General features: G+C 42.9%; 21 protein-coding genes. 11 read left to right on the top strand and 10 right to left on the bottom strand.

Translation table 11 applies throughout. The features are described 5' to 3' along the window. Positions 1-12: 12 nt before the first annotated feature. The gene (locus HWQ39_RS12890) at positions 13-1,791 is read right to left on the bottom strand and encodes an ABC transporter ATP-binding protein (RefSeq protein ID WP_292845099.1); all 1,779 of its coding nucleotides are present in this window, start codon (positions 1,789-1,791) and stop codon (positions 13-15) included. Positions 1,792-2,006: 215 nt separating this feature from the next. Between HWQ39_RS12890 and HWQ39_RS12885 the strand changes: the two genes are divergently transcribed. Beyond that, on the top strand, positions 2,007-3,068 hold the full coding sequence (locus tag HWQ39_RS12885; RefSeq protein ID WP_292845097.1) for an L-histidine N(alpha)-methyltransferase: 1,062 nt from the start codon (positions 2,007-2,009) through the stop codon (positions 3,066-3,068). 100 nt (positions 3,069-3,168) lie between these two features. Here the strand turns inward: HWQ39_RS12885 and HWQ39_RS12880 are convergent, their stop codons facing one another. Then, on the bottom strand, positions 3,169-3,381 hold the full coding sequence (locus HWQ39_RS12880) for a type II toxin-antitoxin system HicB family antitoxin (RefSeq protein WP_292845094.1): 213 nt from the start codon (positions 3,379-3,381) through the stop codon (positions 3,169-3,171). Continuing rightward, complete coding sequence (locus HWQ39_RS12875; protein ID WP_292845091.1) at positions 3,365-3,631, bottom strand: type II toxin-antitoxin system HicA family toxin; 267 nt, start codon at positions 3,629-3,631, stop codon at positions 3,365-3,367. The genes HWQ39_RS12880 and HWQ39_RS12875 overlap by 17 nt, the downstream gene beginning before the upstream one ends. Before the next feature lie 507 nt (positions 3,632-4,138). Between HWQ39_RS12875 and HWQ39_RS12870 the strand changes: the two genes are divergently transcribed. From HWQ39_RS12870 to HWQ39_RS12850, 5 genes are all read left to right on the top strand, one after another. Further along, the gene (locus HWQ39_RS12870) at positions 4,139-4,909 is read left to right on the top strand and encodes a pentapeptide repeat-containing protein (RefSeq protein ID WP_292845088.1); all 771 of its coding nucleotides are present in this window, start codon (positions 4,139-4,141) and stop codon (positions 4,907-4,909) included. Positions 4,910-4,945: 36 nt separating this feature from the next. Next, positions 4,946-5,590 carry a TenA family protein gene (locus HWQ39_RS12865; protein ID WP_292845085.1) on the top strand — a complete coding sequence of 215 codons (645 nt, stop codon included), beginning with the start codon at positions 4,946-4,948 and terminating at the stop codon, positions 5,588-5,590. A 14-nt stretch (positions 5,591-5,604) separates the two neighbouring features. Beyond that, entirely contained in the window at positions 5,605-5,820 is a 216-nt protein-coding gene (locus HWQ39_RS12860; RefSeq protein WP_292845082.1) for a hypothetical protein, read from the top strand. A gap of 13 nt (positions 5,821-5,833) precedes the next feature. After that, entirely contained in the window at positions 5,834-6,574 is a 741-nt protein-coding gene (locus HWQ39_RS12855; protein WP_292845079.1) for a cobalt-precorrin-6A reductase, read from the top strand. 98 nt (positions 6,575-6,672) lie between these two features. Then, a complete protein-coding gene (locus HWQ39_RS12850) occupies positions 6,673-7,533 on the top strand; it encodes an alpha/beta fold hydrolase (RefSeq protein WP_292845076.1) in 861 nt (286 codons plus the stop codon). 85 nt (positions 7,534-7,618) lie between these two features. Here the strand turns inward: HWQ39_RS12850 and HWQ39_RS12845 are convergent, their stop codons facing one another. Then, a complete protein-coding gene (locus HWQ39_RS12845) occupies positions 7,619-8,992 on the bottom strand; it encodes a calcium-binding protein (RefSeq protein ID WP_292845074.1) in 1,374 nt (457 codons plus the stop codon). Positions 8,993-9,425: 433 nt separating this feature from the next. Between HWQ39_RS12845 and topA the strand changes: the two genes are divergently transcribed. After that, complete coding sequence (gene topA, locus HWQ39_RS12840; RefSeq protein WP_292845071.1) at positions 9,426-11,621, top strand: type I DNA topoisomerase; 2,196 nt, start codon at positions 9,426-9,428, stop codon at positions 11,619-11,621. Between the two features lie 131 nt (positions 11,622-11,752). Here topA and HWQ39_RS12835 read toward each other — a convergent pair whose 3' ends face one another. The 3 genes from HWQ39_RS12835 to ftsH form a co-directional block, all read right to left on the bottom strand. Then, positions 11,753-11,914, bottom strand: coding sequence for a hypothetical protein (locus tag HWQ39_RS12835; protein WP_292845698.1), 162 nt, complete (start codon positions 11,912-11,914; stop codon positions 11,753-11,755). A 238-nt stretch (positions 11,915-12,152) separates the two neighbouring features. After that, complete coding sequence (locus tag HWQ39_RS12830; RefSeq protein WP_292845069.1) at positions 12,153-13,067, bottom strand: DUF928 domain-containing protein; 915 nt, start codon at positions 13,065-13,067, stop codon at positions 12,153-12,155. Between the two features lie 304 nt (positions 13,068-13,371). After that, positions 13,372-15,303, bottom strand: coding sequence for an ATP-dependent zinc metalloprotease FtsH (ftsH, locus tag HWQ39_RS12825; RefSeq protein ID WP_292845066.1), 1,932 nt, complete (start codon positions 15,301-15,303; stop codon positions 13,372-13,374). A 566-nt stretch (positions 15,304-15,869) separates the two neighbouring features. Here ftsH and HWQ39_RS12820 point away from each other — a divergent pair. Beyond that, a complete protein-coding gene (locus HWQ39_RS12820; RefSeq protein ID WP_292845063.1) occupies positions 15,870-16,415 on the top strand; it encodes an NADPH-dependent FMN reductase in 546 nt (181 codons plus the stop codon). Between the two features lie 84 nt (positions 16,416-16,499). Here the strand turns inward: HWQ39_RS12820 and HWQ39_RS12815 are convergent, their stop codons facing one another. Then, the gene (locus HWQ39_RS12815) at positions 16,500-17,615 is read right to left on the bottom strand and encodes a ferrochelatase (RefSeq protein WP_292845060.1); all 1,116 of its coding nucleotides are present in this window, start codon (positions 17,613-17,615) and stop codon (positions 16,500-16,502) included. Between the two features lie 221 nt (positions 17,616-17,836). Here HWQ39_RS12815 and HWQ39_RS12810 point away from each other — a divergent pair, with 221 nt between their 5' ends. From HWQ39_RS12810 to ilvB, 3 genes are all read left to right on the top strand, one after another. Further along, a complete protein-coding gene (locus HWQ39_RS12810) occupies positions 17,837-18,430 on the top strand; it encodes a hypothetical protein (RefSeq protein WP_292845057.1) in 594 nt (197 codons plus the stop codon). 76 nt (positions 18,431-18,506) lie between these two features. After that, on the top strand, positions 18,507-19,784 hold the full coding sequence (locus HWQ39_RS12805; protein ID WP_292845054.1) for an MFS transporter: 1,278 nt from the start codon (positions 18,507-18,509) through the stop codon (positions 19,782-19,784). A gap of 143 nt (positions 19,785-19,927) precedes the next feature. Further along, positions 19,928-21,817 carry a biosynthetic-type acetolactate synthase large subunit gene (gene ilvB, locus HWQ39_RS12800; RefSeq protein WP_292845051.1) on the top strand — a complete coding sequence of 630 codons (1,890 nt, stop codon included), beginning with the start codon at positions 19,928-19,930 and terminating at the stop codon, positions 21,815-21,817. A gap of 174 nt (positions 21,818-21,991) precedes the next feature. On the opposite strand, the gene HWQ39_RS12795 is transcribed toward ilvB, so the two are convergent. Next, entirely contained in the window at positions 21,992-23,269 is a 1,278-nt protein-coding gene (locus HWQ39_RS12795; RefSeq protein ID WP_292845048.1) for a ribulose bisphosphate carboxylase small subunit, read from the bottom strand. Positions 23,270-23,380: 111 nt separating this feature from the next. Continuing rightward, complete coding sequence (locus HWQ39_RS12790; RefSeq protein WP_292845045.1) at positions 23,381-23,845, bottom strand: GAF domain-containing protein; 465 nt, start codon at positions 23,843-23,845, stop codon at positions 23,381-23,383. Positions 23,846-24,078 lie beyond the last annotated feature (233 nt).

Genomic DNA, 24,078 nt, shown 5'->3' with positions numbered 1-24,078 from the left:
GCTAATTGCGGATCATTTTTTCTCCTTTGGTTTTACCTGAGATTCCAAAATCACACCGTAGAGTGGGCTAGTTTGCATCAATTCTTCGTGAGTGCCTTGTGCTACCAATCGTCCTTTATCCATGAGAAAAATGCGATCGGCATTCTGGACGGTGCTAATGCGTTGAGCCACTACAAAGGTTGTACAAGCTTTTTGGTGCATTAAGCGATCTAGTTCGGCTTGAATTTGGGCAGCAGTTTTGGCATCCACAGCTGAGGTGCTATCGTCCAAAATCAGAATGCTGTAATCGGTTAACAGGGTACGAGCGATCGCAATTCGTTGTTTTTGTCCACCAGATAAACCTACGCCTCGTTCACCCACAATCGTCTCGTAGCCATCGGGTAGACCGCTAATAAAATCGTGCATTTGGGCGGTTTTTGCAACTTCAATTACCTCTTCTAAGGTTGCATCGGGTTTGGCGTAGGCAATGTTTTCGCGGATTGTGCCAGAGAAGAGAGTGGTTTCTTGAAAGACAATCCCAATACGCGATCTGAGACTTTTGAGTGTAAAACTTGCTACATCTCGTCCGTCAATGCGAACTGCTCCCTTTGTGACATCGTAAAAGCGGGGAATCAAGTTCATAATTGTGCTTTTTCCCGAACCAGTCATGCCAAGAACGGCGATTAGCTCATTGGGTCTGGTTTCAAAGGATACTTCTTTGAGAGTTTCTGTTGTCGCTCCTGGATAGCGAAAGGAAACATTTTCAAAGGTAATTCTACCACCGCAGGTTTCAAAGGGGACAGCGCCGGGGCGATCGCGAATTTCTACTTCTGCATCTACAACTTCGTAGACACGTTCAGCGGAAGCAGCGGCTTGAGCGATCGCAGGTGCGGCAAATCCAATCAATAAAATCGGTTGGAGAATCAATGCTAGGTAGGAGTTAAACGCCACTAGTTCGCCAATCGAAAATCTACCCCCAATTACCTGCGCTCCCCCGTAGCCGAAAACTGCCAGTGTCACCACATTACTCAGCAAAAAGATCAACGGGAAGGTGTTACGGATGGCGCTAATAGTCTTCATGTTCGCCTTGACTAGGCCATCATTCAGGGTTGTGTAACGTGACCTTTCGGTTGACTCCCGCACAAAGGCTTTCACTACCCGGATGCCTAATAAGTTTTCTTGTAATACAGCATTCAAGTTGCTCAGTTGCTCTTGTACTTGCCGAAAAACTTTGTTATTTTTGCTGATGAATTGCGCCATTAACCATGCGGCGATGGGCACCACTGTCAGGGTAATCAGGGCTAATTGCCAATTCATCACCAGTAACAGTACCGAAATACTCACCAATGTCACAATTGAACCGACAACCTGAATTAAGCTAGTGCCAACAAAGGTACGAATCTGCTCAATATCGCTGGTGACACGGGTTAGGAGTTGGGAAGTCTGCGCTTGGTCATGAAAACTGAAGCTGAGATTTTGAATTTTGCTGAAAATTTTGTTTCGCAGGTCATAAGCAACACCCTGAGATACTGCTTCTGCTAGATAGCTTTGTCCAAAATTAAATACACCACGAGCGATCGCGGCTACTACCATCCAAGCGGCGCTGTATAGCACAATTTGGAGGTTTTTTTGCGATATTCCCTCATCAATTCCCCAGCGAAATAGTTGTGGGGTGATTGCGTTTGCGATCGTTAATAGCAACAGACTGACCAATGCTCCCAGTGAAGTCCATCGGTAAGTACTTAAACTTTTCAGCACGCGCTGGGTTGGCTGTATCAACGAAGTTTCCTGGAGTTCTGGTTGCTGAACCAATGGTATTCACCCCTATATCTTTGGAAAATTATCGTACTTTGATTGTAAAAAAACAATTGGCCATTATGTAGAGTACCGAATGGAGGATTTATAGATTAACATTCTATTTTTGGTGGAAATTCTGAGTTTTGAGACAGTGGTATGGGAGAATACCTGCTTGGCAAGCATTGTGGCTTATCCATTTCCAGACCGAAGAAAACCAAAGGACAAAAATAATGGCTCAAAATTTTCATAGCAGTTCCCAACTTCCTTCAGATATTTCAACTACTATCAGTCGCACAGCCGAGCCAAGTTCTGAGTTCTACTCTCTTTTTTCTGAAGAAGAAGTTTTAGGAATCATTGATGCTTTAGAAGTTAGACGAGAAATACCTCTAAAGTATTCTTATAAAGGTAGAGGTGCAAAAAATTGGAACGATTTTTATCTAAAATATGTTATTCCTAAATGGTATGGAAGAGCAAATGTAGAAATTGATCTTTTAAAGAGTAATTTTAAATATCTGAATAGCAATATCAAAACTGGCGAGAAAGTCAACATTGTAGATGTTGGTGCCGGAAATTCTTATCCTGTAAAAGAATTTATCCGCAGACTCAATAAATTAGGTAAAGTTAATAAATATATTGCCTTAGATATTAGTGATGAATTGCTTCAGATATCCAGAAATAATTTTAAAAAATGGTTTCCACTAGTCAACTTTATTAGTTCCACAATTGACATAGAAAATAGTTCTGTACCTAAAACTTTGTTTCAAAATCAAACTACTATTGAAATTGATGACACAGCAAAAATATTTTTACACTTAGGAGTTACTATTGGAAATCATCAAAATAGAGATGAGGTATTCAAAAATTTTAGAGATAGTATGGGAAAAAATGATCTTCTAGTGTTCACCAACGAAACTGGTTCTAACTCTACATGGGATGGAATATTTAGAGGCGGCTGTAAGTATCATGTAGAAGAAATATATGAATGGGTTAAAAATAAGATTGGGATTAAATCTGAAGATTGTGAACTAGTGAGAAAGTACGATCTAAAAACAGATAGTATAGTTGCTAATCTCAAACTCCGTCATAACCACACTATAAATTTTAGTCGGATAGGGATAGATAAAAAAATTGAAATCTCTGAAGGTGAAGAGATTACTATCTGGCGACACCATAAGTATGAAATACCTAAACTTTCACAAGAAGTACAACGTTCTGGACTACAACTTATTCACTATAGTACTGACAAATACAAATCACATATCATGGTGATTTGCAAGATTGCCAGTGACTAAGCTTTTCAATTAGACTAGACCTTGGCCCCTCTGTGGCTTGTTAAAAATTGCTACGCGCAGCGTCTCCAAAAGTTGCGACGTGACTTAGCTTGTGTATCAATCAAATATACATCAAACGTGGTCTAGATTCAGGAACCGGACGCCCTAAATCTTTAGCCGTTTCTATCCATTCCTGCACAACTAATTCTACATTATGCAGGGCTTCTTGATAAGAATCGCCGTCAGCAGCACAGCCTGATAATTCTGGGACTTCAGCAATAAAGGCTTGATCTAATTCACTCCAATAGAGAATAATTTCATACCGAAACATCATTTTTAGTTCCTAGGTTATACTTAATAATCACTGCCCGGACTTGTTTAATTTGATAGCTTTTGGCTTTTCCTTTTTTGTGTTGCAGGTTTAATATTTCCTCAACATCGGCTTTGATAAAAATACGATGAGCGCCACGAATCCGTTCCTCAAAGCCTAATGTATATAAAAGTTGCCACAGTTGGGCAAAAGGGATGTCTGTATCAGAAGTCCCAGAGAGAATTTTTTCTAAGAGTTTGTCTTGCTGACTCACGTTTTTCTGACTGTCTTAATGTTTCTATAGTCTCATATTTATTGAAAATCAGGGTATACAAAAGCAAATCTATTATTTTACTCCTGAGTTAGACCATCCCTGATGACAATGGCTAGTCTAGTTATCAGAGCAAATTGTATGCTTGGATACTGCTCTAATAATTTACTTGATTTCAAAAAATACTAATTATTTGGATGTTACAGATGCTTTCTTGAGTTTAATTTTGTGACATCAGTTTTACTTATTATAGAGTGTATAATTTATTTTGACGAATGACGCTAATTTACCATCCTTACTGGGGTTATCAGTCTTAATATTGGCTCAATTAATAGCTTGACTACTTTTCTACAATCCTTTAGCGTAGCGTTCCCTAGTAAAGGTATCACCAATTTATCAGTAATATAGACAACTACAGAGGGCAAATTGTTGAGATTGCTCATATCATAATGCTGAGGTATAAATCCGTCTCAGTTAACCTTGGTATGGAGTAAGAAATATTACACGATTATGAAAAACCAAATTATCGGCGCAGCAGCATTTTTAACTACTATTAGTTTGACAGTAACGGTACAAGCAGCAAACTCCGAACATGTTAGACAGTTGTTAGCAACCAAACAATGTCAAAACTGCGATTTGACGAATGCAGGTTTAGTTCTGGCTGACTTATCTGGAGCAAATTTGAGCGGTGCTAATCTCACAGGTGCTAACCTCAGCCGTGCAAATTTGAGCGGCGCAGATTTACGGGGTGCAAACTTGAGTGGTGCTAGTTTATTTGGTGTTAACCTGAGCGAAGCTAAATTTAGTGGGGCAAATTTGACTGGTGCTGATTTGAGAAATACTTATTTAGCGAATGCAGAACTAAATGGTGCTTACCTGAATGGCGCTAACTTTCAGGGTGCAGTTGGGATACCATTACAAGTAGCTTCATCAGAAGAATTTTATGCTTGGGGTATAGCAGAAGGGCAAAAAGGCAACCAACAGCAAGCAATCAGTTATTTTAATCAAGCGATCGCTATTAAACCAGAATATGCGGGTGCTTATTTAGCTCGTGGTGTCGCTCGCTACCAAATCCTAGATAGACAAGGTGCATTTCAAGATGCCCAAGTTGCTGAAAAATTGTTTACATCCCAAAACAACAGCCCTGGAACTCTAACAGCCCAAGCTTTTATTAAAGAACTCCAAACACCTGTAAATGACAAGGTAAGTACTGGTAGCCCCAGTTTCATGGACTTTTTTGGAAGTCTTGGCTCAGTCTTACTTCAGTTCTTCCCTTTTTAAGTGGGATAATAACAGATGACAAATGACAAGTAACAGATGACTTTATCTAAGGAATTATGGGCAGCAAATCAAGACTTAGCCCAAGCTTGCCTAGAGCATCCTTTCGTTCAAGGTATTGGTGATGGGACTCTTGAGCAGGTGAAATTTGCTTACTACGTAGGGCAAGATGCTTTTTTCTTAGAAGCTTTTGCCCGTGCGTACAGTATCGCCGCCGCTAAAGCACCAGACTGGTTAGGTTTCACCACATTTCATAACTTAGCTAGTGGAGTTTTAGAAGAACTGCGGCTGCATAGTGGCTATGCCTCTGAGTGGGGTGTCAATTTGCATTCTGTGGAACCTGCGCCTGCTACCCGCCGCTATACGGACTTTTTGTTAGCAACTGCTTGGGGTGGAGATGTGGGTTTAACTGCGGCGGCAATGGCTCCCTGTATGCGTTTGTATGCCTTTTTAGGAGAAAAATTGGCTCGTAACGATATTCCGAATCATCAATATACCGACTGGATTCGTACTTACAGTAGCGCAGACTTTCAACCACTAACACAACAATTAGAAAGTTTAGTTGACAATTATGCCATTAACAATGCTGTTGTGCATTCAACCTATCGTTATGCGATGTTTTGTGAGCGCGACTTTTTTCAGGCTGCGTGGATTTTGGAGCAGTCTGCCGAATTAAGTCGGTGAGAGAAATTCAATGTATGTCAATAAATACGGCAGGGAACTGGGTTGAAACTCTATTAAGAGACTTCCAAGAAATAAATGATCCAAAACACGTCATTGCGTTCGCCCTTGGCGTTCCCGTTGGCGTAGCCTCTCGTAGAGAAGGGTACGAAGCGAAGCAATCGCAAAGACTAGGATTGCTTCGCTTCGCTCACAATGACAATTGGGCATTTTTTTTACGTGGAGTACTCTAATTTTATATTAATCATGCGTGTTTTGATTCTGGGTGGGACGGGAGATGCAGCAGAACTAGCTGCCAAAGTTGCGACTATCCAAGGATTAGAAGTAATCACCTCTTTAGCTGGTCGCACCCGTGAACCGTCAGTACCCTTGGGCGATTTACGGGTTGGAGGCTTCGGTGGTGTGACTGGATTGGCTAGCTATCTGCGAGTCATGCAAATCGACTTATTAATTGATGCAACTCATCCTTTTGCGACTCAAATTTCCTTCAATGCCGCCGATGCTGCAACAGAAGTCGGAGTACCCCATCTGATGTTAATTCGTCCGCCTTGGGAAAAAGTAAGTGGCGATCGCTGGATTGAAGTTGATAGCGTTAAAGCCGCAGCAACAGCCCTGCAAAACCAGGCACAGCGAGTTTTTTTAACAGTTGGTAGGCAAGAACTTGCTGCCTTTGCTCACCTAGAGAAAATTTGGTTTCTGATGCGGATGATTGACCCGCCTGGCGATGATGCTTTAGTACCGCCGGGGATGGTATTGTGCGATCGCGGGCCTTTTACCCTCAAGAATGAGAGACAAATTCTAATTCACAACAACATTGATACTATCGTCAGTAAAAATAGCGGTGGCGATGCCACAAAGCCCAAGATTATTGCTGCGCGAGAACTAAGCATAAAGGTTGTGATGGTAAATCGCCCAGCCATACCACCAGGGGAGCAGGTTAGTAATGTTGATGCTGCTTTGGCATGGCTTTTGAGTAGCGCGCGCTAAAAATCTGATAAAAACAGTGCATTTAAGTAGCAAAGGACTTCCGACGCAAGTTGTTACTATTTTGAATTGAAGTCATCTGATTTTATACAATCCCGAAAATGCGAGCGAAAATACGAGATACAGAAATTTTCTTTGATGTGGAAGGTTCTGCATTAGTGGTGGATGGGGCAAGCATCTCCTCTAAACCTGTTGCCTTTCTAATTCACGGGGGGCCTGGTGCAGATCATACTTCCTTCAAACCAACCTTCTCGGCTTTAAGCCGAAAACTACAACTAGTCTATTTTGACCATCGCGGTCAAGGAAGGTCTGCCCGTGGCCCTAAAGAAACCTATACTCTAGACAATAATGTTGAAGATATGGAAGCTTTGCGCCAACACCTTGGTCTGGACAAAATTGTTGTGATTGGCGGCTCTTACGGTGGTATGGTGGCTTTGACTTATGCAGTCCGCTATCCTCAGAATGTCTCTCATCTGATTGTGATTGCCACAGCAGCCCATAGTGGCTTTTTAAAACGGGCTAAGGAAATCCTCGCATCAAAGGGAACTGAAGAACAAAAAGCAAGCGCTCAAAGGCTTTGGGATGGAAACTTTGAAAATGAGGAACAGCTAAGACAGTATTTTCAAGTGTTGGGGCCAATGTATTCGCTAAAATATGAGCCTACCACGTCAGGCATTGCTTGGCAGCGGAATATTCTCTCAGTTGATGCGATTAATGTTGCTTTTGGCGGTTTTCTCCGCAACTACAATATTCTTGACCAGTTACACAAAATTACTGCACCCACTTTAGTGATTGCAGGTCGGTATGACTGGATTTGCGCCCCAGAATTTTCGGAAGAAATTGCACAGGCAATTCCTAATGCCGATTTGAGAATTTTTGAGAATAGCAGTCATTTGATCCGCGCAGATGAGCCAGAAGCACTTTTGGATGCGATCGCAGGTTTCTTAGTTTACAAACGTTAGATCAAGAATACAAGCAGACGCAAAATGCTACCAAAAAAATTCCTCTCCCATCTGGAAGAGGAATTTTTATATTTGCTGTAAATCCCTAACTATGAATCCCAAGTACACTCTGCTGTTGAGCAGCGCCAATAAAGGCAATTTGCTCAACATTCAAGACATGCAGGGTAAATTGATCGCGCTTAATGGTGTAATTGTTGGAGCTGCCCGTAATAATGTAATTATTTCTCAAATTAGGCAGAATTACCTTGTCCCATCCCGATCCACCATCGATGGTAGCATTGCCGTAACCAACATCAAATGTGTCGTTTCCACTACCACCCTTAATCAAGACATTGGCAATAGCACCCCCTTGGTTTGAAACGGAATTACCGCTAGCATTAATTCGCCGAGCTTTGAAGTAATCGTTATCGTTTCCGCCATCAATCGTGCCGCCTTGAATGCCAACACTAGTGCCATAGCCAGTAAGGATATCGGCTCCTGACCCTTCATAAATAATGCCATTAGTATTAAGAATACCTATGCCTTTACTAATGCCAGTACCAGTGATGGTATCGTTGCCGCCGCCTAAGTCGAGAGTACTACTATTAACAATGCCTATACCTACACCGGGGGCAACTGTCCCAGCTTCAGGATAAGAAGGGATCGAGTCCCCTGCACCGCCTGTACCCTTGCCAGAAATGAAGTCGTTTCCCAGCCCTGTACTAATGACACTACCACCACTGTTGGAGATGCCTACACCATTCCCCGCAGGGGAATTAATACCAACAGGATTTATAGCCCCATTAGCACCCGTGCCGATACCAGTAATAGAATCGCTTCCGATGCCTCCATTAATGACGCTGCCACCACTGTTGAGGATGCCTGTACTATCTCCTCCAGAGTAACGACCCCCACCAGTTCCCTTGATAGAATTGTTCCCTTCTCCTCCATCAATGCGGCCATGCTGAGTGTTAGAGATTCCTATACTACTACCAGTTCCAAAGATAGAGTCGTTCCCTTTTCCTCCATCAATACGGCTATATTGAGTATTATTAATACCTATAGTGATGCCTGTTCCCAAACCGCCGCCTCCCGTTCCGGTTCCTTTGATCAAATCATTTCCGTCTCCTCCATAAATGTAGCCACCCTGAGTGTTAGAGATACCTGTACCAGGTAAAAAGCTTCTATACCCGCTACCACCACTGCCTGCGCCAGAGATAGTATCGTCTCCCAGCCCTGCATTGATAATGCCACTGTTAGCAATACCTGTGCCCGTGCTTGCATCAAAGCCGTTGCCGCCACCAATACCTGTGCCAGAGATAGTATCGTTACCTGCTTGAGTATTAATGACTCCCCTTGTTCTAACCTCAATTCCAATTGCTGGAATTTCTGGCAACGCCGTATTATCCTCTTTGCCAACCACTTGATCGGAATTCAAAGTGCCTATGGGTGAGAGTGAAGAAACAATTAGTCTGGGCATAATATAATTTTCCTGAATTGAGTGTGATACTTTTAACTGTTCGGCTTACCTAACTAAATCATGCGGTTAAGTACTGAACATCACAGGAATAATTTACCATTCTCCCTGTACGTGCAATAACGCTTTTAGAACAGGTATTTATTTACTTCGTTGAAATGAAGTATTTTTATGCAAATATCCCGATCTTTTTTATTAATACAGTTTTGGTTTGGGTATAAAAATGGCTTGATCCAAATAAAAAGAGTAAAACTTTTAGCGAAACCTGACGATCGCAGAATGTTTCAGAAATGCAAATAAAATAGAAAATACTTTGATTTATTCTCGCTGACTTCTTTTAGTATAAAAATAATTGTATCGAGAGTAAAACAGCATGGGCTGTGTTCTCGCTTCAATCCCACACTTGAATGCGTGTATACCTCCTGCCTCCTGAATTATGATCAAACGCCTGCTTGTGGTAGAGTCTCCCGGAAAAGTCAAAAAACTCAGTCAAATTCTGGGTTCAGATTGGAAAGTTCTCGCTAGTTGTGGTCACATCCGAGAACTCAGCAATGAAGGGGACGATTCCTTGGGTTTTGTCATGGATGGCAGTAATGTTCGGTGTAATTACGTTCCGCGTGACCAACGAGCGAAAGAAACAATCCAGAAGCTTAAGTCTGCGGTGAGGCAAGTTGATGAAGTTGTCTTAGCAACTGACCCAGACCGAGAAGGCGAGACAATCGCTTGGCATCTCAAAGAAACCCTGGGTCTAAGGGAACCGAAACGAGTAATTTATACTGAGATTACAGCATCGGCGGTACAGAGTGCGATCGCAAACCCCAGAAAGCTAGACCAAAATTTAATCGGTGCTGGGCTGTGTCGAGATTGCTTAGATAAGCTGGTAGGTTATAAAGGTAGCCCTTTAGTTTGGGCATTGAATAACGGCGCAAAGAGTGTTGGCAGAGTCCAAAGCGCGACGTTACATTTAATTTGTCAGCGAGAAAACGAAATTCTGGCTTTTGTCCCCCAAGATTACTGGAGTGTCTGGGTAGATTATGCGGAAGGATTTCGGGCTTTTTACAAAGGGACGGTTGATTCTGCGAAAGATGCACCAGACCAAGAAACTGAAACTAATGATGACGCAAAGGTAGGTAATAGTCCAGAAACACCAGAGTCTAAGCGCGTTCTTTCCGAAGCAGAGGCTACACGTTTAGTTGAAGAAGCACAGCGGCACCCTCATCAGGTGATTCATTTTGAAGGAAAAATCGTTAACCGCCAGCCGCCTCCACCATTTACAACCTCCAGCGTTCAGCAAGCAGCCGGTTCAAAGCTGAGGTTTGCTCCCGACAAAACCATGATTGTGGCCCAAAAGCTTTATGAGGCAGGGCTAATTACATATATGCGAACAGATTCAGTGATGCTGAGTCTAGAATTTTGTGCTAGCGCCCGTAAATGGTTAGAGCAAAACGACCCGCAGAATGTACCGCAGCAAGTCGCCAAGCATCGCAGTAGCAAATCCGCTCAAGAAGCACATGAAGCGATTCGTCCAACGGATGTATTTCGTCCCTCAGTTCAGTTGCGTTTAGAACTTCCTGATGATGAGTTTAATCTGTATGTGATGATCTGGAAACGGTCAATTGCTTCTCAGTGTCGTGCAGCCCAGTTGCGTAAAACTTTGGTGATTACTCAGTCTGGTTCTCTACTGTGGTCAGCCAGAGGGCAAGTGATTGAATTTTACGGTTATGCCCGGTACTGGAACAATCTCAGCAAGGATAGTGTTTTACCTTCATTACAACAGGGACAGGCATTGAAACTGGAGAATGCTGGACATGAAAAGAAGCAGACTCAACCACCACCTCGTTATAGTGAACCAAAATTAGTGCAACTGATGGAACGTAAAGGAATTGGTCGCCCAAGTACTTATGCTCCTACTGTTGCTACCTTAAAAAAACGAAATTATGTCGAGTTGAAAAAAGACCATCTGCAACCGACAGCGTTAGGGTTAGAAGTTGATGCGTTTTTACTTAAAGCACTGCCTGATTTACTAGAGGCAGAATTCACAGCAAAAATGGAAGATGCCCTTGATGCAATTTCCGAAGGAAAAAATTCTTGGCAGCATTATTTAACTAGTTGGAATCAAAATTACTTCATACCAGCACTTTCCAAAGCTAAAACTATAGTTCCAAGTTCCTCAATAGGTAAAGCTAATGTGATAAGTGAGCGTAAATACGAAACTTCCAAAACGCGATGCCCTGAATGCAAAAATTTTCTCGCCAAAATTCCAAGTAGTAAGGTCAAAAAGAAATATTTCCTCAAATGTACAAAAGGCTGTGAAAATCTCGTGCTATTTTGGAGCGACTTTAACAAAACTTGGGAACCACCACGAACTAAAGCATCCCAGCCTGAAAATCAACAAAAGCCTTCTGTCAAGATTACAAAATATCCCTGCCCGGTATGCAAAAAACCTCTAGAGGAGTACAGTTACATCAAAGAGGGACAGAGTAAGACAATGTTGCGATGTAGCGATTCGCGATCGCGTAAGGACACTAAACATAAAGATGTGGCTTATTTCAGTACTCAAAAAGGGTGGTGGAGTCCTAAATTTGGGGAGTTAGGAGTTAAGAGTTCTCATACTAAGCATGAGAACGAGTGATATCATGTCAGATTAATTAACCATAATTAAGCGTTGCTAACACAACTTTATTAACCTGCTTCACCGCAGACTTGAGCTTCTGGATTATTTCTTTCGCTCGTTGGTTACACGGAACTTAATTGCATCTGACATTATTGCCATCCATGACGAGATTCTGAGCAATAAACTGGCATTGCAATTAGCGATGGCTGCGCCAACGCCAAAGGCGAACGCCTATTCTTGTGATATGGATTTTCTAGAATACTGTACCAAAAAGCTTGGTAAATTGCTGAACTCAGTTTAGAGGAAATCATGCCCCTCCAAAGCGATCGCTGGTTAAGTAAGTACAGTAGGTATTTACAATATATATAATAATAAATACACACTAACTTAGTTCAGCTTGACTTACAGCAGCAATTAGCGAGAATTAATACCGTCCACACCATAAGTATTTGCGTAGGCGTAGCCGATCGTAGACATCGCTTAATCTTAAATTGAAGCGTAAAAAACCTGGCTCCTCTATCAAAAACAGGTTTTTAAATAATTGTTAACTTATTTCTGTGCAGTACAACAGGGCAATAAAGGTTTATTTACAACTTCTTTAATGTCTACTGAATTCAATAAATCTTCCCAATATTTCTCAACTTCATGATCGTTAGGGCGCTGGCGGCGTAAATTAGCTAAAGTTCTCAAAGCATCTTCCCAAAATCCGGCTGTAGCAAATAAAACTGCACGATCTAAGTCTGTAGTTGGTTGATTTAGCTGAAGAGATAGGTTTTCATCTTGCGATCGCACAATTGTACCTTCTATATAAGAATCTTTATCGCGGTTATTAGTATCACAAATCATCGAAAAAGTCCAATTGTACTCTTTATCGATTTGTAGAGATGGCTGATCGGCAGGTACATTTACACTAACAATACCATTCTGCCCAACAGGTTTGAAAGTTCCCTTATATAATGGGTCAATGCTATCACCATCCCGCAAAACAAATTCTAGGGCTTGCACTGTTGTAGAGGTTTGAGGAAGGTAGAAAAAAAATGTGGGATGCTCTGCTGTCGTTCGTTGAGCTTCCTTATCTGTTGGCGTCAGGGGAATAAGATATTGTCCAGCTTGAAAGCAACTTCCCCGTGTTCCTGCTGACCTGACCCTACCAGGTCTACCTGGAACAAAGGCAATACGATTTTTACCGCGTTGGATGTAACTTGTAACATTTCTAATTGCAGAAGTAGCATACTTATCTCCAGGACGTAAGCGTTCTGCTTGCTGAAAATTCAATAAAGCTTTTCTATAGTTTCTCCGTTTGGTTTCATTATAACCAAGCAGCATATATTGGGTGTAACCTGCTTTAGCTTGTGCTAGTTGGTAAACTGACTCTGTTGCCAAAACTTGATTAGTACCTACAGGCTCGAAAGGGAGAAATGCTAAAGCAGCAAGCAGATAGCTTGCCCAAAATCTATGTTTCATAATATCTATGTCTATTTGTAGTACATCGCTTGGGTATATATAATACAATAGCCTAAGCTTGACAGTGACAAGACTTGAGGTGTGCTACTTTCTGGGAAGGCTGAGGTAGTCTTGTAATTTTTTTACAACAAAAAAATTCCCAACTTCTGAAAAAAGTTGGGAATCTTAACCTTTGGATTTTCAATAGTTTAAAGTTGATGGACTATTGCTTGTGCCTATTCCTTAATAAACATCTGGTGAAATTAAAGATGCGTTATCCAGAACCCTTGTAGAGACGTAGCACTGCTACGTCTCTACATTATTTTTAATGAGGTACAGCCAATTGTTCATCGGCTACTTGAACGTGATCGGCAACAATTTTACGGAATAAATCGCCTTCAATTGTTTCCTGTTCAGCTAGCAAATCGACTAAACGCTCCAAAACTACGCGGTTTTCTTCCAACAGTTCTTTGGCCTTGATGTAAGAATTGCTGACAATTTCACGTACTTGTGAATCAATTTTGGCGGCAATTTCCTCCGAATAGTCTGATTTATTCATCCAGTCGCGTCCTAAAAATACCTCTCCACTCTGATTTTCCAAGGACAATGGGCCTAATTCTGACATCCCGAAGCGTGTCACCATCTGCCGCGCCATCCCTGTCACGTGTTGCAAGTCATTGCTAGCACCTGTGGTCACTTCTGGTTTCCCAAAAACGATTTCTTCGGCGGCGCGACCACCCAAAGTAGCAGTAATCCTGGATTTGAGTTGGGAACGGGAAATTAACCCCTGTTCTTCGTTGGGAGTAAACCAAGTTAATCCCAGTGCTTGTCCTCGTGGAATTAATGTCACTTTCTGCACAGGATCGTGGTCTTTAAGCAACGTGCCCACTAAAGCGTGTCCAACTTCATGATAGGCAATCAAGCGCTTGCTCTTGCTGTCTACTAAGGCAGTACCTTCCATACCTGCAACAACTCGGTCTACAGCCGCATCAATTTCTAAAATGGTGACAGCTTCTTTGCGTCTTCTCGCAGTGAGAATGGCGGCTTCGTTGAGTAAGTTGGCTAAGTCTGCGCCAGTAAAACCAGGAGTGCGGCGAGCGATCGCTTCTAATGATACGCTAGGATCAATTTTCTTGTTCCGGGCGTGGACTTTCAAAATTTCTAGTCGCCCTTTGAGATCGGGTGGATCGACCATCACTTGTCTGTCAAAGCGTCCTGGTCTGAGTAACGCTGTATCTAAAACATCTGGGCGGTTTGTGGCAGCAATAATAATGATGCCTGTGTTCCCTTCAAAACCATCCATTTCAGTGAGCAGTTGATTGAGGGTTTGTTCGCGCTCATCGTTCCCGCCACCGATACCAGCGCCCCTTTGTCTACCGACTGCATCAATTTCATCGATAAATATTAGGCAAGGAGCATTCTCTTTAGCTTTTTTGAAGAGGTCGCGCACACGAGATGCACCCACACCAACGAACATTTCTACAAATTCCGAACCGGAAATACTGAAGAATGGTACACCTGCTTCGCCGGCGATCGCTTTTGCTAGTAAAGTTTTACCAGTACCAGGAGGGCCAATTAACAGCACTCCTTTGGGAATCCGTGCGCCTACAGCAGTAAATCTTTCTGGCTGTTTCAGGAAAGTAACAACTTCTTCGAGTTCCTCTTTAGCTTCTTCAACCCCAGCGACATCTTCAAATTTAACTCCAGTTTTTGCCTCCATTTGGAAGCGGGCTTTGGATTTGCCGAAATTCATCGCTTGGCTAGAAGCATTTGTAGAGCGCCGGAGGAACAATAGCATTAAAGCCACCAGTGGCAAAATCCACATGAGATTAATCAACAGTCCAACAGCAGCTCGACTGTTAGCAGAGGAAACCTCACCAAAATCAACATTCCTCTCTTTGAGAATGTTAATTAACTCTGTATTTTGCGCCAAAAGTCTCACCTGTTGCGGTGGTGCATCATCCTTTTGCCCCTTGAGATAAACCCTTGCTAGCTGTTCGGTTTCATCAAGCTCTACTTTTTGGATTTCTCCCGCCTTCGCTTTTTTGATCAAGTCGCCATAATTTAGAGAGGTGGTTTCTGCTTTTTGTGCCATGACAGGAGTACCAACGAAAATTCCTGGCAACATAATCAAACTAGCAGCGATGCCTATGGCGGGCTTCTCTACAAGACGTTGCGCGAACGCCAACGCACCAACCCAAGCACCGCGCTTCGAGGACTGCTTTTTTATCAATGCTTTTTTTCCCAAGTTTGTCATAACAATTACCCTTTGTCTGCTGGCACAAGTTGAGCTATGGTTTATGCCTATTCTTCTATTAAAAATTGTAATAACTGGAAATTACACTTTTCTTATCTAGTCTAACTTCCACATAAAACCATTCCCAATTTTCTGCCCACTATTCCATGAAGTTGAGCCGCTAGTACGAGAGGCGGAGCCTCGAAGACGAGCATTCCCAGCCGGAGACTGGGAACGAGGCAATCTAAAAGCTAGTTCTAGACTTGCTTTCACGTTCAGTTGACACCACTGCTACATGAATTGCCCCTACACCTTGCGATATAATTTTGTACCGCATCTCAGTGGGAACCGCTATATCTAGATTTATGCAGCTGTTAAGACTGGGCATTGGAAAGAGATAGCCAAAGGTCGATTTATGTGCAGATAATAACTTTATTCTTTAGTCCGCAGTCCGCAGTCTCCAATCCCCAGTAGATATTAATTTGACACATTCTGACACAAATCGCTAAGATAGGCATAGTCATAACGATTCCGTTTTTAAGAAGAAATTTGGTACTAGTAGCTAATTAATAGTTTGTGGGTTAATTATGGTTAGAATTATTGGCATTGGTGGTAGTTTAAGATCCAACTCTTATACCCAGCTTGCTTTACAAGTAGCAGTGCAAAGGGTAGAAGCCCTCGGTGCAGAGGTAGAAATTCTCGATTTACGGCAGTTGCAGCTACCATTTTGCACTGGTGCAAAAGAGTATTCAGAGTACCCAGATGTTAAGCGGTTGCAGGATACTGTCAGTCAGGCTGATGGCTTAATTTTAGCGACGCCTGAGTATCATGGTAGCGTTAGTGGTGTCCTGAAAAATGCTCTTGATTTGATGAGCTTTGAGCAATTATCTGATAAAGTTACAGGACTAATTAGCGTCTTGGGTGGTCAGCCTAATAGCAACGCCCTAAATGACCTACGACTAATTGTTCGGTGGGTACATGGTTGGGTGATTCCCGAACAAATTGCGATCGGACAGGCTTATGGTGCTTTTAGTCCTGAAGGCAAGCTACTAGATGAAAAGCTATCTCAAAGATTCGATCAATTTGCTCAGAGTTTAGTTGATAACACTCGCAAACTGCGGGGCATGAATTAGCTGTAGGGTGGGCAAAGCTGTGCCCACCCTCCAGAACTAAAACTAAACTTAACGATCTCCGTGCGCCTCCCTCAAAGAGACACGTTAATGATGATGGTGGTGATGATGATCCCCTGCTAGTTGGGGATTAACTGCCAAAGGTTGCTCTGACAACAACTCTGCAATATGAGCATCAGCCCATTGCGCCACCATTGCCAAAAATTCTGGATGGTCGTTGACGCAAGCCATTTGCACGTAGTTCGTACCAGGATGCTGTTTTTCTAAAGCATGGATGATATGGTGTACATCCAATAGAGTTTCGTGGTTTTCTGTCGCAAAGCCAATTGGCATAAATATTACTACTTTCGCACCCAATTGAATCAGGTTATTTGCAGATTGCTCTGCATTTGGCTGTGTCCAATCAATTAGGGGTGTATCATGATTGAGCCAACCCACCGAGATTAACGGATAGCGGTTAATCAACTTATCCCGAACCAAGTCGTACATTGCTTCACTTTCAGCAATCCCAGAAGTAAAGCCTTTAGCTTTATGGGGACAGCCGTGATTCATTAACACAATACCGATTTGAGAAGGTAGATAAGCTCCGGCTAGTTCAGCAATTTTCTCCTCAACCAGATGAGCCATCAAATCGATGTAAGCTGGTTCGTTGAAGAAAGAAGGAATATAACGCTGTGCTTTAACCCAGTGTTCTTCACCATCAGTCAACTCAACCAGAGCATTGTTAACTTGCTCGATCGCAATCCCACTAGTAAAGATAGAATCAACAACCAGCAACGGGTAAATTAGCAGCTTCTCGAAGCCTTGGTTTTTAATTTCTGCCAAGACTTGATTAGGTAGAAAAGGGGCGCAGAAGTTGAAAGCCTTAAAAACTTGAACCTTATCACCCCATTTTTCTTGTAAATTCTTCTCAATCCCAGCACGCTGCTGTTCAAAAATGGCATTGTGTGGCGAGATAAAATCGTGGTGTGTGTGTCCCCACTCATGGCGGTCAAATAGTGCCAAAAGCTTTGCTAGGGGGGGATAAATCCAGGTTGGTACTGGTGCGAATTTTGCTGTCAGTAGATTTAAAGCCTGTTCGTTATAGTTGGCGAAATCTTCGTAGCTTTCGACTTCGCCGTAGCCCATGAGCAATACGGCTACACGGTCTTTACCTGATAGATGCTCGTGAGTGTGTTGTACTTTTTCCGGCGTGGCAACCACAATGAGTTCCTCTATATAACCAGAGTGCAGAGAGATTTGGAATTAGGGAATAGTTTGCACATTTTCCCCACTAGTAACTTATTATCCCATCCAGGGGGATAGGATAGGTGGGAAAATCCTAATAATACATCAAAAGACATACAGAACTTACGCACAAATAACTGAAAATCTAACCACAGAGACACAGAGGACACGGCAAAAAATCAAAGGTAGTGTTAGGGATGAGTATAATTATTTGCCCTGGAATCCATGAACCAGAGTTAACTGAAAGCTTTAGAGTCGGATTGTTAGATTTAGTTTCTCATGGCGCGATACCTGCGGTGAGCTACGCTAACGCACCCAATTACGGAAATATACTGATTTATCCGGGTAAAGATGTTTCGGTTTTATCAGCATTGCACATTTTGCAGTTTTTGCGCGATTGCTTGACTGGCTCATTAAAATCACCAATCATATTCATTAGCTTTAGTGCTGGCGTAGTTGGGGCAATCGGAGCAGCGCATTTATGGCAACTTTTAGGTGGTCGTGTCAAAGCGTTTATTGCTATAGATGGATGGGGAGTACCATTACAGGGAAATTTCCCTATTCATCGGATGAGTCATGATTATTTCACTCATTGGAGTTCGTGTTTGCTAGGTAGTGGTCAAAATAACTTTTATGCAGATCCCGCAGTCGATCATTTATCGATTTGGAAATCTCCCCAAACTGTACAAGGCTGTTGGGTAGATTCTTCCATTGAGATTATTCCACCCAAAGGTCGTCTGACAGCAGCGGAATTTTTGCTTATGCTGTTAAAGCGCTATGAAGCAAATTAATCCGGACAATGGAGTAATTAAACAGGAGTTAGTCATTAGTTCCCCGACTCTCCATCTACCCAAAGAAAGTATCTAAATGTTTCCAACTGAACCGGCTGCTGTTAATAACGGATTTGGCGCACTGCTAAAAAACCGTGCTTTTATGTTCCTGTGGTTTGGACAACTGGTGTCTCAGTTAGCAGATAAGGTCTTCTTTTTGATGCTGGTCGATCTGGTAGTAGACAAAAACAGTAGCTACTTTCCTCCTGCGGGAGTAGCAAAAGAATCCATGTACCCCATTTTGATGGTGGCGTTTACCATACCAGCAATTTTATTTGGTTCAGCTGGGGGTGTATTTGTCGATCGCCTACCGAAAAAGCTGATTATGATTGGCTCTGATATTTTACGCGGGCTATTGGTTATCGGACTTGCCTTTTTACCAAAGGATTTTCATATACTTCTGCTCATCACTTTTGGGGTTTCCACCGTTACCCAATTTTTTGCCCCAGCCGAACAAGCGGCGATTCCTTTACTGGTGAAGCGAGAGGGTCTAATAGCAGCTAATGCGCTGTTTACTAGCACAATGATGGGTGCTTTAATTGTCGGTTTTTTGTTAGGAGATCCGCTGCTGAGTTTGGCTGAAACTGGGATAGCTAAAAACTATGGGCCAGAGTTAGTGGTGGCGCTACTATACTTGTTGTCGGCTATAGTTATGCTGCCGATTCACTTTCGGGAAAAAAAATTAGCGAGCGAAATTCTAGGCGATCGCATCGACCTTTGGGCGGACTTTAAAGAAGGCTTACGCTACCTCAAGAAAAACCGTTTGGTGTTAAATGCAATGCTGCAAACTACAGTTTTATACTGCGTCTTTGCCGCCTTGATGGTACTTGCCATTCCCTTAGCAGAAAAATTTGGTTTACAAGGAAAACAATCTGGACGCTTTATCGCCGCAGTGGGAATTGGTATGGTTATAGGTGCTGGCGTTTTGGGTCATTGGGGCGAAAAAACACATCACAAACCTTTACCTTTAATCGGCTTTTTGGGTATGGCGCTCATTTTGGCAGTGGTTTCCTTCACCAATAGTCAAGTATTAGCACTCGGATTTTGTATTTTACTGGGTGTGAGTGGTTCTTTAATTGGTGTACCAATGCAAACTCTCATTCAACAGCAGACTCCACCAATTATGCATGGTAAGGTTTTTGGCTTTCAAAATCATGCCGTTAATATAGCCCTTTCCGCACCACTGGCGATTACAGGCTGGTTAAATCAAGAGTTTGGCTTGCGAATTGTTTTGATCGCAATGAGTCTTGTGGTTGCATTTGTTGGTATTTGGGCTTGGAAAAATACCCGCAATGTCTTGCAAGACGTAATTTAATTAATGTAGGCTAATAATCTAGCTTTAATACTTAGATATTAGATATATATGAAATTATCGGAATTTAATTGAAGTTTTCCATTAAAATGAAATCTTAACTACAGAATTCAGCATTAACTTTAGCTATAGTCTGAGGTTTGACCGTGCCATTGCTTTCCCAAATTATTCTCCCACAAACCGAGAATCAAAAACAGTCCCGTAATTCTAGCCCGCCAGTCGTGCCCAAACGTGCATCTGGCGGTTTTGCTCTGCTTGACAGCCTTCACCGCCACGGCGTTGATTATATTTTTGGTTATCCCGGTGGAGCAATTCTACCAATTTATGACGATCTGTATAAGGTCGAAGCAACTGGTGCTATTAAGCACATTTTGGTGAGACACGAACAAGGTGCAGCCCACGCTGCCGATGGTTACGCCCGTGCCACAGGGAAAGTCGGAGTCTGCTTTGGAACTTCTGGCCCAGGAGCAACTAACTTGGTGACAGGCATCGCCACCGCCTACATGGATTCAATCCCGATGATTGTGGTTACAGGACAGGTAGCACGTCCGTCGATTGGTACAGATGCGTTTCAAGAAACCGATATTTACGGCATTACCCTACCAATCGTCAAGCACTCTTATGTAGTGCGTGACCCCAAAGACATGGCGCGAATTGTCGCCGAAGCCTTCCACATCGCTAGCACTGGGCGTCCGGGGCCAGTTTTGATTGATGTGCCAAAAGATGTAGCTTTAGAAGAATTTGACTATGTACCTGTAAAACCAGGTTCAGTAAAATTACGCGGTTATCGTCCCACCGTCAAGGGAAATCCCCGGCAGATTAATGCCGCAATCCAGTTGATTACCGAAAGTCGCCGGCCGCTATTGTATGTGGGTGGTGGTGCGATCGCAGCTGGTGCCCATGAAGAAATTAAACAACTAGCTGAATTATTTGATATCCCTGTCACCACAACCTTAATGGGGATCGGTGCATTTGACGAACATCATCCCCTCGCTTTGGGAATGTTGGGGATGCATGGCACTGCTTACGCTAACTTCGCCGTTAGTGATTGTGACTTGCTAATTTGTGTTGGCGCTAGATTTGACGATCGCGTTACAGGCAAGTTAGACGAATTCGCCTCCCGCGCCAAAGTCATTCACATTGATATCGATCCGGCAGAAGTCGGCAAAAACCGCATTCCCGAAGTTCCCATCGTCGGCGATGTGCGGAACGTGTTAGTAGACTTATTGCGTCGATGCAAAGAAGCAGGCGTCAAGGCTACACCGAATCAAAACCAAGAGTGGCTAAATCTAGTTAATCGTTGGCGCGAAGAGTATCCTCTTATCGTGCCGCACCATCCCGACAGCATTTCACCCCAAGAAGTGATTGTAGAAGTCAGCAGCCAAGCACCTCAAGCTTTCTACACCACAGATGTCGGACAACATCAAATGTGGGCAGCACAATTCCTGAAGAATGGCCCAAGGCGCTGGATTTCTAGCGCTGGTTTGGGAACGATGGGTTTTGGCTTACCTGCGGCGATGGGTGCGAAAGTGGCATTTCCTGATGAAGAAGTCATCTGTATCAGTGGCGATGCTAGTTTCCAAATGTGTTTACAGGAACTAGGAACGCTCGCACAGTATGGGATAAATGTCAAGACGATAATTATCAATAACGGTTGGCAAGGAATGGTACGCCAGTGGCAGCAAGCCTTCTATGGTGAGCGTTACTCATGCTCCAACATGGAAGTAGGGATGCCAGACGTAGAGTTATTGGCAAAAGCCTACGGGATTAAAGGCATGGTAATTAGCGATCGCAGTCAATTAAAAGATGCGATCGCCGAAATGCTAGCACACAAAGGCCCCGTGATTGTGAATGTCCATGTCACCAGAGACGAAAACTGCTATCCAATGGTAGTCCCTGGCAAGAGCAATGCTCAAATGGTCGGCTTGCAGAAGCAAGCGCCAAAAGCTGCATCAGAGCCAGTGTATTGTAGTCACTGCAATGCCAAAAATGCTCCTACTCACAACTTCTGTGCTGAGTGTGGGACAAAGTTGTAACACTGTGTTCTGTGCTTTAAAACCTCGTTTTCTGCCTCTCCTGGCGGCTCTGCCGCGAGTTCGAGAGGCGAAGCCTCAACTGACAAACATTCCCAGTCTCTGACTGGGAACGAGATAATATCTAAAAGCTTGTACTAGGCTATTTTTCACCTTAAGTTGACTCAGCACTCTTCATCAATTTTTCCCATTTGGACGCTGAATAATCGTCTCCACTACCCGCCGCTTGGCTTTTGGATCGATACCTACTAAACGTACATACTCACCACTATATTCTGTCAGAGTTGATTCCAAATTTGAAATTGCATCAGACTCAGCATCAATGTGGCTATTAACACAACTTTGCCAAGAACCTGTACGGAAGCGGCGCTCATCTACGTGTTCAATACTAATTTTGTAACCTTGAGATAATAATTGCCGAATCTGTTCTTGTGTCTCTAGGGTCAAATGTGGACTCGATGCTTGTTCTTTTTGCTGGAATCCATTAGTTTTTACTTCTGGGGTTGCGCCATTTGATGGCTGACTAGTTGGTGTCACCGCAGCAGGTGGTGAAGATTGATAATAATTTCTGCCTCGATTTAGTCGGTTGTACTCATCAACCAATTGGGAATTTTCCACCCGTTTGTGTTCGCCAACCATCAAGTTCCCAGACTCGATTAAGTGAGACAGGGTGAAATTGGGCTTTTTAAATTCTGGTGGCCCTTCAGCACTGTTAACCACACTCAGAGATACCTGCTCAAAACCGACCTTATGGATATAGTTGCGGATTTGTTCGTCATAAATGCGCGATCGCAAAGCGCTAAAAAAGTCAATGGATTGATTGATAAAAGTATCAACTAGCTGTTCAACTTCCCGTGGTGACAATCCATCGGGTTCAAAAATCCCCTTGACAATTCCCACCTTGTCATCTCTATCTGGTTCCCAGTAGAATTTATCCATCCGTCCATCCCGAATTAACGGTGCATAGAGGGTAGAAAAATCATTACCTGTGACAATAATCGGCACACGATTTAAAGGCGTGGAATCATAGCTTCCCGGCAACTGCACATCTGTAGGATTATCAGCAATATTCATCAGTGTGGCATTTACCAACTGGGTATTTACAGTATATTGAGTGCCTTCATCAAAGCGTCCAGCGCCAGCATCTAAATCGTTAATCATCAGTACACACATTTTGCCGCGTACTTTAATGAGTTCTGCTGTTTCTCGATAGCGCAGCCGAATCAACCGCGCTGGATCTCCTGCATCTGGACTTTCTAATTCGCCGCCAGATACTAGAGTCACCTCAATACCCATTTTTTCAAAGACTAACTCACATTGAAAAGTTTTGCCCTCACCTTTGCGTCCATGAATTCCCAAAATCAAGGGTACTCGCACGCCAGGAAGCTTCAAAAAGTTTTTAGTGATGTGGACAGCAAGTTTGTCCAAAAAGCGAGGAGCGATGTAGTAACCCATGAGTTTATCTTATGAAAAATTAACACTTCTAAGGTTAATGTTAAGTTTTTTTTGGGGATAGCGATCGCTTTTCTTTCACACAGGACACAGTTTAGCTTTAGCTATTCCTACTTAACTGACGATTTTTCGGCTAATGGCATCTCCAATCTCCATCAGTATCTCTTCCTCTTCTGGAGTAAATTCGTAGGGAACTGGCTTGGCAATGCCCAAAGTACCATACAATTGACCATTCAGTATTAGCGGCACAGTGATAGAACCTTCTACCTTGGTTTCCTTTGCCGAGGGTCTAGCCACACCCGATTCATCGGTTTGCAAGTTGCAAATCTGCACAGGTCGCTTACGTTCGGCAGCGACACCAGCCATTCCTTTGCCAATGGGAATTACTGTCATTTTAGGCAACAGAAATTCTGGAATGCCCTGGTAAGCCTTTAGGTGCAATAATTGGCTATCGCGATCGAGGGTATGGATAGTACCTGTAGAACAGTCGAAAGCAGCCAGGATTTCGGTCAGCAGACGATTCCAGTCGATGGCTGGGTCTGCCAGAGCATCAAAAATAGGTTTGATATTTGAAGTCATAGTGGTAAGAGATGAAGTTTGATCAAAAACGCGGAAACGATCTGACTAGTACCGCAAGGCAGAATTCAAAATTCCAATTTAGTCTAATAATTATGCCTGTGACGGTAAGTATGCTGCCAACACTGTCAAATATCGAACCAAAGATACGAAAGAATTTTATATCTTGATTCATAAAATATAGGACTTACGCATTGACAGAATAACAAAATAGTGAATTCATAAATAAGGGTCGT

The organism is Nostoc sp. NMS8, assembly GCF_017115045.1.
Classification (GTDB): domain Bacteria; phylum Cyanobacteriota; class Cyanobacteriia; order Cyanobacteriales; family Nostocaceae; genus Nostoc.
Note: the sequence above shows the minus strand (reverse complement) of the source record. Positions and strands in the feature narration are given on the sequence as shown.